The sequence below is a fragment of the Klebsiella sp. CB_Kp196 genome (assembly GCF_040061575.1).
Classification (GTDB): Bacteria; Pseudomonadota; Gammaproteobacteria; order Enterobacterales; family Enterobacteriaceae; genus Klebsiella; species Klebsiella michiganensis.
The window spans coordinates 67,906-79,322 of sequence record NZ_JBEAFH010000038.1 but is presented as its reverse complement, the minus strand read 5'-3'; the positions used below and the strand labels follow the sequence as shown (position 1 = coordinate 79,322).

Sequence of the window (11,417 nt, the reverse complement as noted above, 5' to 3'; positions counted from 1 at the left end):
AGCCGGAGAAAGTATCGGCAACTAAAAATGGTTGCAGGCGTTCACAGTATCTACGGGTTACCGACAATCTGCGGTCCGGTAGCCCGGCTACGCGCAGCGCGAGCCGGGGGATTATCGGCTATTCTGCCGAAGCTCGCGCACCAGCGCCTTGGTCTGCTGCTGGTCGCGTAAACGAACAAAGCGAATGTGTTGATACTGCGGGTCCTGCATATCCGCCAGGTAACGCCGGCGATTGTTGCGCCAGGTTTTCAGCGTCCAGAGAATAATAGAGTCCCGGCTAAAGAAAGAGCGGCGGAAGGTTTCGCAATTGCCGGTGCCGGGCCACAGCTCCTGCCGTCGGCTTGCGCGTGAAGCCGCGCGACGGACCGCCTGGCGGATCGTGCGCCAGAAGCTGTAGTCCACCCACACCACCAGATCCACATCGCGCCATTTTACCGGGCGGCTGCGGTTATAGTTGCCGTCCAGCACCCAGCCGGGCGCGGCGAGCGCGGCGGCGAGTTTGGCGTAGAACTCATCGTCCGGCGTCCCTTGCCACTCGGGCAGCCAGTAGAGCACATCCATTTCAATATAAGGCAGTGACAGTTCCTGAGCCAGCCGACGCGCGAGGGTGGATTTGCCGACGCCGCTGGTCCCTACTACGTTGATTTTCATCGTGGTCTCTCGGGCAAAACGCGGGCGGAGAATAATAGCGCAATAACGTTAAAACGATGAGCAAAATTTCCCCATCATGCGCGAACGCCGAAAAGCTTCCGATCTCATTGATATTTAAGCAAGTGCTGTCCGCAAATCTTTTGCGTGCGTCCATTTTCCGATACGTGTAGGATTCTCCGCCATGCTCGCTTATCTCATTCCTCAGAATGATGAGAGAGCCAGCAGCACGAACCACTTCATGGACATTGACAGGAAAATAGCGACATCAATGAATACAAAACACTCTAGCGTGGCGGAGCAGCACGCTGCCAAACGCCACTGGCTGAACTCGCAGGAGTCGGGCTACCACAAGGCGATGGGCAACCGTCAGGTGCAGATGATTGCCATCGGCGGCGCGATTGGTACCGGCCTGTTCCTCGGCGCGGGCGCGCGCCTGCAGATGGCCGGACCGGCCCTGGCGCTGGTTTATCTGGTCTGCGGCCTCTTCTCGTTCTTTATCTTACGCGCGCTGGGCGAGCTGGTGCTTCATCGCCCCTCCAGCGGCAGCTTCGTCTCCTACGCCCGCGAGTTCCTCGGCGAAAAAGCGGCTTACGTTGCGGGCTGGATGTACTTTATCAACTGGGCGATGACCGGGATCGTCGATATCACCGCCGTCGCGCTGTATATGCACTACTGGGGCGCGTTTGGCGACGTTCCGCAGTGGGTCTTCGCCCTCGGCGCGCTGGCGATTGTCGGCACCATGAACATGATCGGCGTGAAATGGTTCGCCGAGATGGAGTTCTGGTTCGCGCTGGTGAAAGTTCTGGCGATCGTCGCGTTTCTGGTGGTCGGGACTATTTTTCTTGGCAGCGGAAAGCCGCTGGATGGCAATGCCACCGGTTTCCACCTGATTACCGATAACGGCGGCCTGTTCCCGCACGGCCTGCTGCCGGCGCTGGTGCTGGTACAGGGGGTGGTGTTCGCCTTCGCCTCTATCGAACTGGTGGGTACCGCCGCTGGCGAGTGTAAAGATCCGCAGACCATGGTGCCGCGCGCCATTAACAGCGTTATCTGGCGTATTGGTCTGTTCTACGTTGGCTCCGTGCTGCTGCTGGTGCTGCTGCTACCGTGGAATGCCTATCAGGCCGGGCAGAGCCCATTTGTCACCTTCTTCTCGAAGCTGGGCGTGCCGTATATCGGCAGCGTGATGAATATCGTGGTGTTAACCGCCGCGCTCTCCAGCCTCAACTCCGGCCTCTACTGCACCGGGCGTATTCTGCGCTCCATGTCGATGGGCGGTTCGGCGCCGAAGTTTATGTCGAAAATGAGCCGCCACCACGTGCCCTACGCCGGGATTCTGGCTACGCTGGCGGTGTATGTCGTTGGGGTATTCCTCAACTACCTGGTGCCTTCGCAGGTATTTGAAATTGTCCTTAACGTCGCGTCGCTGGGGATTATCGCTTCATGGGGCTTTATTGTGGTGTGCCAGATGCGCCTGCGTAAGGCGATCAAGGAAGGCAAAGCGGCGGACGTTAGCTTCAAGATGCCGGGTGCGCCCTTCACCTCCTGGCTGACCCTGCTGTTCCTGCTTAGCGTGCTGGTATTAATGGCTTTCGATTATCCGAATGGGACTTATACCATCGGTTCGCTTCCGCTGATTGCCGTTTTGCTGGTCGCCGGCTGGTTTGGCGTGCGCAAGCGCGTGCATGACATTCATAGCACCGCGCCGAATATTGAAAAACAGCAATAAATCACTTTGCGGTTTGCCTCACCGGGCAAACCGCAACCGCACAACTTAATTATCTTCCACCAGCTGAGCCACATCGCTGCTGTTAATCTGGCGCTTATTGCCCGACTCATCAGTATAGCTGGTCATTCCGGTATCTTTATCCAGCTTCGGCTTGCCCTGCGTTACGATAGTCTGCCCGCTTTTTGTCGTCATGACATAGTTTGAGCTACAGCCCGCCAGAAGAGCCAGCATCGCGCCGGCGCAAACAACCATTAATGATTTTTTCATCTTTTCTCCAGGATTAATGCCACCGTCCCGCTTGCGCAGGAAAGCCGTAAGTTTATAGCCATTACATTTATCAGGCTAATAAGTGTTTGTAACAGAGGGTGATATCTGGATGGGTGCGGTTTTCGGGCAGACAGAAAACAGTGCATTTTGTAGGCCGGGTGAGGCGTAATCCGCCACCCGGCTGCAGTGCGAGCGCTCTGATGGCGGGAGAGGTTGCCCCCTCCCGTCAGGATCACAGCGCGATGCGGATAACGTCATCCGGCTGGGTCGCCTCTTTCTGACGCGTCGACTCCTGCTTCACGCTGACGTACAGCGTTTTACCATCGGCGGAGAGCGTCAGGCTGTTCGGATGAGTCGGCGTTTTGAAGGTCTTGACCACTTTGTAGGTCTTACCATCGATCACGCTCACTTCACCGGCTTTACGGTGCGTCACGTAGGCTTCATTGCGGGTCGGGTTAAACAGCACGGCCAGGGACTCCGGCGCGGCGATTTTCTCCAGCACTTTGCCATCGCGAATATCGACCACCAGCACTTCCGGCTGTTTACCGTCGGTGATAAAGGCGCGATGTCCGGCGGTATCCAGGCTCAGGTTGAGATAGAAGTGCTCTTTGCCATCATCCTGCAGCTTTTTACGCGACAGGATTTTGTTGCTGGTGCTGTCGATAGTCACCAGTTCCCCGTCGGCATTGGTGGTATAGATACGGTTCGCTTCCGCGTCCAGCGCCAGGCCGGTCGCCATTGCGCCAGTATTGGCGATGGTGTCTTTCAGCGTTAGCTTGTCGCCATCCACCACCCAAATCACGCTCTCTTTACCCAGCCCGGTGATGTAGACGGTGTTGGTTTTCTCGTTGACCGCCAGCTCGCGCGGGGCCAGCGGACGTACGGTTTCGCTGCGCTGGCGGGCGTCAAGCACCAGACGCCCTTTCACTTTCCCGGTTTTAGCATCAATGGCGGTGACGGTGCTGTCGGTGGTGTTGCCAAACCACAGGGTCTGAGTGGCGTTATCGATCGTCGCGCCGAAGGGTTTCAGATCGTTATGAATAATCTGCGTGACTTCGAGAGTCGTCGGATCGAGACGGTAAACAATACCGCCTTTATCCAGCGAACGGCTTTGCGAGGTGGCCACCCACAGCGCATTCTCCTGCTGGCTATAGGCCATTTCGTATGCGCCCTTGCCGACGGCTTTGCGCAGCATTTCTTCCGCCGCGTGGGCGCTAAAGCTCCCCGCCAGCAGTAACGAAGTTAACAACAGTGAACGGCGCAGACGCGGCGCGGACAGATGACGTAATGACATGACGACTCCCTTTGATAAAACAAATATATGCCTGCTCGACAGTGCTTCCGGGGCGCAAAATCATCGCTTTGCGCTCTTCTTAGGAATGCGAATAGTAATCATTATTTATCGCAATGTGGAGCGTTAATTACCCGTAGCGTTCTCGACATCACGCAATTCTTGCTATTTGTTAACTCAAATTCCGTTAAGTCTTTTCAAAAAATTTACAAAAGAGCTAACATATATACATATGTTCCGTTTGGTTCGTTTTGTGAGTAACTTTGATGAAAATCCTTTCCGTGCGCGCCGCCGCGCTCCCCGCTCTGCTTTTGCCGCTGGTCTCCGCAGGGCCCACCGCTCTCGCCGCTGAACAGACCATGGTGGTTACCGCCGCGCCGTCGGCGGTTTCTGAACTCGATACCCCCGCCGCCGTTAGCGTGGTTAACGGCGATGAGATGCGCCAGGCCGCGCCGCGGGTAAACCTCTCCGAGTCGCTGGGCGCGGTACCGGGACTGCAGGTGCAAAACCGCCAGAACTACGCGCAGGATCTGCAGCTTTCGATTCGCGGCTTCGGGTCCCGCTCCACCTACGGCGTGCGCGGGCTGCGTATTTACGTCGACGGTATCCCGGCCACCATGCCCGATGGCCAGGGGCAAACCTCGAATATTGATATTGGCAGCCTCGATTCGCTCGAGGTGCTGCGCGGGCCTTTTTCCGCCCTGTACGGTAACTCCTCCGGCGGGGTGATCAACGCCACCAGCCAGACCGGAAGCCAGCCGCCCACTATCGAAGCCAGCAGCTACTACGGCAGCTTTGGCACCTGGCATTACGGTATGAAAGCGACCGGCGCGGTGGGCGACGGCAGCCACGCGGGCGACGTCGACTACGTGGTTTCCACCAACCGCTTCACCACCCACGGCTCCCGCGACCATAGCGGCGCGCGTAAGAATCTTGCCAACGCGAAGCTCGGCGTGCGCATCAATGACGTCAGTAAGCTGACCCTGCTGTTTAACAGCGTGGATATTAAAGCTAATGACGCGGGCGGCCTGAGCTACGACGAATGGCAAAATAATCCGCGCCAGTCGCCAAGAGGCGATGAGTACAATACCCGCAAAACCATCAAACAGACCCAGGCCGGTTTACGCTACGAGCGACAGCTGAGCGAGCAGGACGATCTGAGCGTGATGATGTACGCCGGGGAACGTGAAACCACCCAGTATCAATCGATTCCTCGCGCTCCGCAGCTCAAACCCACCCATGCTGGCGGCGTTATCGACCTGACGCGTCACTACCAGGGAATTGATACCCGCTGGACCCACCGCGGCGAGCTGCTGGTGCCGGTCACCTTTACCACCGGTCTTGATTACGAAACCATGAGCGAGCGCCGCAAAGGTTACGAAAACTTTGTTATGAGCGACGGCGCGCCGCAGTACGGTGAAAAGGGAGACCTGCGCCGCAACGAGCGTAACCTGATGTGGAACGTCGATCCCTATCTGCAAACCCAGTGGCAGCTCACCGAGAAACTCTCTCTGGACGCGGGCGTGCGCTACAGCTCGGTTTGGTTCGATTCCAACGATTATTACATTACGCCGGGCAACGGCGATGACAGCGGCGAGGCCAGCTATCATAAATGGCTGCCGGCAGGATCGCTGAAATATGCGGTAACCGACGCGTGGAACGTCTACGTCTCCGCCGGCCGCGGTTTCGAAACGCCGACCATCAATGAGCTTTCCTATCGCTCCGGCGACCAGGGCGGGCTGAACTTTGGCCTGCAGCCGTCCACCAACGAAACCGTTGAAATTGGCAGCAAGGCGCGTATCGGCAACGGCCTGTTGACCGCCGCGCTGTTCCAGACCGACACCGACAATGAGATTGTCGTCGACGCCAGCAGCGGCGGGCGTACAAGCTACAAAAACGCCGGGAAAACCCGTCGCCAGGGGATGGAGCTGGGGCTGGATCAGCAGTTCGGCGAGAGCTGGCGTTTAAAAGCGGCCTGGACCTGGCTGGATGCGACCTATCGTACCAACGTCTGTGATGATGCCAGCTGTAAAGGCAATCGCATTCCGGGGATCGCCCGCAACATGGGCTATGCCTCCTTTGGCTACCAGCCCGAAAAAGGCTGGTACGCGGGCAGCGATATTCGCTATATGAGCGATATTATGGCTAACGATGAGAATACCGCCAAAGCCCCATCCTGGACGGTGGTCGGCCTGACGACCGGCTATAAATGGAGCTACGGCAAAATGGATATGGATCTGTTTGGCCGCGTCGATAACCTGTTCGACCGCAGCTACGCGGGCTCGGTTATCGTTAACGAATCCAACGGCCGCTACTACGAACCGGCGCCGGGCCGTAATTACGGTATCGGTCTAAATCTGGCATGGCGGTTTGAGTAACGCTTAATTGCGGGACCTCAACGGGATCGCTTGCAGGATCCTGTTGAGGGTTAGCCGTGGATGCTCGATGGCGTTAAATCACGTTTCTTAACGACAATTCGAAAATGATCTTTTCCGCCTGGCAGGAGAAGGCAATCGAAGCCTCAAGCTTTGCCTCATCGCCGGCGGCCACGATGGTATAGTCGACCTGCGGCGGCTCGCTGGCGGGCGCGGCGGCCAGGGCACGTTCGCGGACGGCCGCGATGGTGGACTCGGCCTCTTCGCGGCTGGCGAAGTTTTTCTCTACCCGCCAGACGCAGTCCTCATTATCAATAATCGAGCCCACGTCAATGGCGCAGCCTTTGGTACTGCATTTATCTACAACATCTTTCATTGCGGTTACCTCTTGAAGTTTTCTTTAGAATAAGAATCCGTTGGCGGAAAGCAAACCATGAATATTTGTATGGTTGAGTCGTTTGATCATTATAGGCCTCCGCGAGAAGCGACTTTTTGCGCCACCGCATGGCTACCCCCTGATTGCGCAAGGATCAGGCAGATAGATTGGCAAGGCGTCGCGCGATATCGGCGCTCAATCGTGCACGTCATCACACTATCCTGCGCTAAGCCTCGTCTATACCGCTTTACGGCGTTACCCTTGTCACAAAATAACGCCAACAAGGAGCTGCTATGGCACTGCCAGTGATTATCGATTGCGATCCGGGTCATGATGACGCGATTGCCCTCGTTCTTGCCCTCGCCTCACCCGAACTCAATGTTAAAGCCGTCACCTCTTCCGCGGGAAATCAGACCCCGGACAAAACCCTGCGCAACGTCCTGCGGATGCTCACCCTGCTTAAGCGCCCGGATATTCCGGTAGCCGGCGGCGCGCTCAAGCCGTTGATGCGGGAGCTGATTATCGCCGATAACGTGCATGGCGAGAGCGGTCTTGACGGTCCGGCGCTGCCGGAACCGGGCTTTGCCGCCCAGACGTGCACCGCCGTCGAGCTGATGGCCAAAACCCTGCGCGACAGCGCCGAGCCGGTCACCATCGTCGCAACCGGCCCGCAAACCAACGTCGCCCTGCTGCTCAACAGCCACCCTGAACTGCATGCCAAAATTGCCCGCATCGTGATAATGGGCGGTGCGATGGTGCTGGGTAACTGGCAGCCGGCGGTCGAGTTTAATATCTACGTCGACCCGGAAGCGGCGGAGATCGTTTTCCAGTCCGGCATTCCGGTGGTGATGGCCGGGTTAGACGTCACCCATAAAGCGCAAATTCACGTTGAGGATATTGAGCGCTTCCGCCGCATTGGCAACCCGATATCCACCATCGTCGCCGAACTGCTCGACTTCTTCCTTGAGTACCATAAGGATGAGAAATGGGGCTTTGTCGGCGCGCCGCTGCACGACCCGTGCACCATTGCCTGGCTGCTGAAGCCGGAGATGTTTACCACCGTTGAACGCTGGGTCGGCGTGGAAACGCAGGGGAAATATACCCAGGGAATGACCGTGGTCGATTTCTACAATCTGACCGGCAGGAAGCCGAACGCAACGGTGATGCTCGATGTCGATCGCCAGGCGTTTGTTGACCTGCTGGCGGAGCGGCTGGCGTTTTACGCGTAAATCATCATAAAACCGGCAGGCGCGATGCCTGCCGGGAAAAAGCTACTCGTCAGGAGAGACGCGAACCACCACTTTACCGAAGTTCTCGCCCTTCAGCAGACCGATGAGCGCCTGTGGCGCGTTCTCCAGGCCGTCAACCACCTGCTCGCGGTATTTGATTTTCCCTGCCTGCACCCAGCGCCCCATCTCCTGCTGGAACTCGGCAATCCGGTGCCCGTAATCCTGGCCGATAATAAAGCCCTGCATACGGATGCGTTTTTTGAGGATTGTCGCCATCAGCAGCGGTAAACGATCCGGGCCGTCGGGCAGCGCGGTGGCATTGTAGCCGCTGACCAGGCCGCAAACCGGCACGCGGGCCGAGGTGTTCAGCAGCGGCAGCACTTCATCAAACACTTTCCCGCCGACGTTCTCATAGTAGATATCGATCCCCTGCGGGCAGGCTTCAAGCAGTTTGACGGCGAAATCGGGCGCGCGGTGATCGATACAGGCGTCGAAGCCGAGGGTTTCTACCGCATAGCGGCACTTCTCGCTGCCGCCCGCGATGCCCACCGTACGACAGCCTTTCAGCTTCGCAATCTGTCCGACCGTTGCGCCAACCGGCCCGGTGGCGGCGGCGACCACCAGCGTTTCACCCGCTTTCGGCTGACCAATATCCAGCAGCCCCATATAGGCGGTAAAGCCCGGCATGCCGAGGATCCCCAACGCCCAGGAAGGGTGTTCCGGGCTCTCGCCTAACTTCACCAGCCCGCTGCCGTCGGAGAGTTCATAATCCTGCCAGCCGCCGTAGCCAAGCACCCAGTCGCCGGGCTGATAATCATCATGGTTCGATGTCACGACGCGGCTCACGGTGCCGCCCACCATCACCGCGCCAACGGCGACCGGCGGCGAATAGGAAGGAGCGTCGCTCATCCGCCCGCGCATATAGGGATCTAAAGACAGAAAGACGGTGCGCAGCAGTAGCTGTCCCGGCCCGGGAGAAGCGACCTCACCCTCTTCCAGGCGGAAGTTTTCCCCGGTCGGCTCGCCGTGCGGACGGGATGCCAGCAGCCAGCGGCGGTGGCGTTGCGGATTGAAAGCCATAACAAACTCCTCTTTTGACAAGTCTGTATTGAGGCTAGCTGCTTTCCCGGCAACGCGCATTGACATTATGAGGCAGATTGATTGAGCCGGACCACCAGATAGACGCAGGGCTGCGTGGTTTCATTAATAAAGCGGCAGTCGTTCGGCGGCCCGAGCTCCAGGCAATCCCCCGCCTGCATTTCGTGGCGCGCATTGCCTTCGAGAAAGACCAGTTCGCCCTGCTGTAGCCAGATGAGCTGCCGGGCCAGCGCATAGGATGACGCGGGCATAGGAACGTCGCTGCCAGCCGGAAGTTCCACCTGCACCAGATCGATAGGCAGGTCGCTACGCGGGGAAACGTGACGCCGAAGATAGTGGCTCTGCGGATCGTGCCACACCGGCTGATGAGCAAAACGCAGCAGCTTGCCTTCCTGCATCTCCGCCCTGGCGATCAGCGTCGACATGCTAATGCCGAAGGCGCCGGAAAGTCGTCCAAGCATCGACGCCGTCGGGCTGCTTTCGCCGCGCTCGATCTTGTGGATCATCGCCCGCGACGCCCCAGCCCGCTCGGCGAGTTCGCTGAGCGACCAGCCGCGGGATTCCCGCTCGATTCGGATGCGTGCGCTGATGCGCTGGTTGAGGTTGTCTTCTATAGTATTCATAACGTGACACTATAGTGTAGCCCTACTGTTTCTACAACCAGACGCCGATAGCGGCGATTATCGTGAAAAGGCCCGACGTAATACACCGCCGGGCAAGGCAGAAAAGGATGCAATCCGTTAACTAAAGCACCCTCAAGACCATAAATGAAAAGAAAATGCCCGTCAGATAAAGACGCGCAGCCCCACTGCGCCGAGATTGTCGTCAATATTCCACGCTTCATTATCGTTGCCCCAGGCTTTTTCGTAGCCGTATTCAAGATAAGTCACCGCGTTTTTCCCCAGCCAGTAATCGGTACCCAATACCGTCGACTGGAAGTGCTGTCCCTCCATCGCATCGCCGCCCTGCGACCAGTTAAAATCAACGTACACGCCCCAGGCCGGGGTGATTTTAAATTGCGAGTCATATTCCAGACCGAGAACCGTTTCCTGGTCATCCCCCTGCTGGTTATTATGTTCGTAATGGCCGCTGGTCGCCGCTGTAACATCATTCACTTTATTGAGGTAATAAGTCACTTCCGCGCCGTTATACCAGGCATGATCGCCAACGCTTGTCGTATATTTCGCGTTCATGCCCATGCTATAAGTATTGCCGTCATAGGCATCGCCGTTATTATCGGTGTAATTAAAACAGTGGCCATTCGGGCCAAAATTCTGGCAGCCGCTGACTGACCCGCTATTTACCGTGTAATTGTTATACGCCACCGCGCTGGAGACGGAGAAGCCGTTATCCCAACGGTACTGCGCGGCAACCGCGGCGCCGCCGTGAACGGTGGCTGAACCATCGCGGTAAGCATCATGCAGGTTCGGTCCATCGCCGTAGGCCGCAAAGCCGATGCTGTCGACGTTGTCATTACCTTGCCCCATGACGCCAATCGTCATATCTTTATCATTGTAATAATAGATTGCCGCGGAATTAATAATATCCGTCGACATTCCGGCGGTATCATGTTTCGCTTTACCGCCCCAGGCATAAGTCGTATCAATACCCAGCCCCCAGTCCGTGGGAGCATACTGTTTGCCGAAGGTCACCACGCCATAGCGGTCATTGCCAATACCGGCATAAGCCTGCCGGGTATAAACATCATTGCCCTGGTCATCGGTGGCGGAATCTAAACCATGAACGCCGGTCTCATAATAACCGACGGCATAATTACTCAGGCCGTTCAGGTCAAAATTATGCCGCACGGCAACCCCCAGCCGCGAGTCATTATTCTGTATATTATGTTCCTGAGTATGATTAGAGTCCGTTTTGGCCATTAAACGTACGGATCCTAAAATACCGATTGCCGTATCGTCATTGCTCCACAGCGTCTCCCCTTTAGTCTGCGTCGCGGTATAAGCCGGTGCTGCCTGTAGCGCGGTGGTTTCAGCCGCCATAGCGGAATTGCCCAATATAGCCCCCATGGCCATTGCCAATATTGACGGCATTAATTTCTTCATATTTTGTGTACGCGCCATTGCTTCACCCTTGTTAGCAAAATCATTCCCTGCGTATAAATACGCATAATAGTGTAAACAGAATATCGTTATATAAAATCCAACAGAGCCACATTGAATAACTTCTCGACATGCACTCTGCTTAACCGAAATATATCTTCAGGGGTTAGACTAGTTCTATTGGGTGAAAATAAAAAGCGGACTGCCATCACAATGATTTACATCATCACCAATATAATCAAGGAGTTATGATAAAAGTAATTTCTTTTCTGCATGTCAGGAAAATCCAAATCCGGTAAATAAAAATGTAAAATATGACGGCAGATTAACAGTAATACATT

At 56.6% G+C, this 11,417-nt stretch carries 10 protein-coding genes; 3 read left to right on the top strand and 7 right to left on the bottom strand.

Features of this window, described 5'->3' with window-relative positions:
- Positions 1-111: 111 nt before the first annotated feature.
- Entirely contained in the window at positions 112-651 is a 540-nt protein-coding gene (locus tag ABLU87_RS11440) for an AAA family ATPase (RefSeq protein WP_122117782.1), read from the bottom strand.
- A gap of 268 nt (positions 652-919) precedes the next feature.
- Here ABLU87_RS11440 and ansP point away from each other — a divergent pair, with 268 nt between their 5' ends.
- A complete protein-coding gene (gene ansP / locus ABLU87_RS11435; RefSeq protein ID WP_025107878.1) occupies positions 920-2,380 on the top strand; it encodes an L-asparagine permease in 1,461 nt (486 codons plus the stop codon).
- A 45-nt stretch (positions 2,381-2,425) separates the two neighbouring features.
- On the opposite strand, the gene ABLU87_RS11430 is transcribed toward ansP, so the two are convergent.
- Complete coding sequence (locus ABLU87_RS11430; RefSeq protein WP_009652277.1) at positions 2,426-2,647, bottom strand: YgdI/YgdR family lipoprotein; 222 nt, start codon at positions 2,645-2,647, stop codon at positions 2,426-2,428.
- A 232-nt stretch (positions 2,648-2,879) separates the two neighbouring features.
- Positions 2,880-3,941 (bottom strand): YncE family protein, encoded by a 1,062-nt coding sequence (locus tag ABLU87_RS11425; protein WP_014229249.1) that lies wholly within the window; start codon positions 3,939-3,941, stop codon positions 2,880-2,882.
- Positions 3,942-4,204: 263 nt separating this feature from the next.
- Here ABLU87_RS11425 and pqqU point away from each other — a divergent pair, with 263 nt between their 5' ends.
- Positions 4,205-6,316, top strand: a complete 2,112-nt coding sequence (gene pqqU, locus ABLU87_RS11420; RefSeq protein ID WP_183129357.1) for a TonB-dependent receptor PqqU — start codon at positions 4,205-4,207, stop codon at positions 6,314-6,316.
- 73 nt (positions 6,317-6,389) lie between these two features.
- Here pqqU and ABLU87_RS11415 read toward each other — a convergent pair whose 3' ends face one another.
- A complete protein-coding gene (locus tag ABLU87_RS11415; RefSeq protein WP_025107880.1) occupies positions 6,390-6,689 on the bottom strand; it encodes a DUF406 domain-containing protein in 300 nt (99 codons plus the stop codon).
- A gap of 293 nt (positions 6,690-6,982) precedes the next feature.
- Between ABLU87_RS11415 and rihA the strand changes: the two genes are divergently transcribed.
- Positions 6,983-7,918, top strand: coding sequence for a pyrimidine-specific ribonucleoside hydrolase RihA (rihA, locus tag ABLU87_RS11410; protein WP_025107881.1), 936 nt, complete (start codon positions 6,983-6,985; stop codon positions 7,916-7,918).
- Positions 7,919-7,960: 42 nt separating this feature from the next.
- On the opposite strand, the gene ABLU87_RS11405 is transcribed toward rihA, so the two are convergent.
- The 3 genes from ABLU87_RS11405 to ABLU87_RS11395 form a co-directional block, all read right to left on the bottom strand.
- A complete protein-coding gene (locus ABLU87_RS11405) occupies positions 7,961-8,998 on the bottom strand; it encodes an NADP-dependent oxidoreductase (RefSeq protein ID WP_025107882.1) in 1,038 nt (345 codons plus the stop codon).
- A gap of 65 nt (positions 8,999-9,063) precedes the next feature.
- Entirely contained in the window at positions 9,064-9,639 is a 576-nt protein-coding gene (locus ABLU87_RS11400) for an XRE family transcriptional regulator (RefSeq protein WP_009652267.1), read from the bottom strand.
- Between the two features lie 162 nt (positions 9,640-9,801).
- Positions 9,802-11,097: a porin gene (locus ABLU87_RS11395; RefSeq protein WP_116280057.1), complete on the bottom strand. Its 1,296-nt coding sequence runs from the start codon at positions 11,095-11,097 to the stop codon at positions 9,802-9,804.
- Positions 11,098-11,417: the final 320 nt, after the last annotated feature.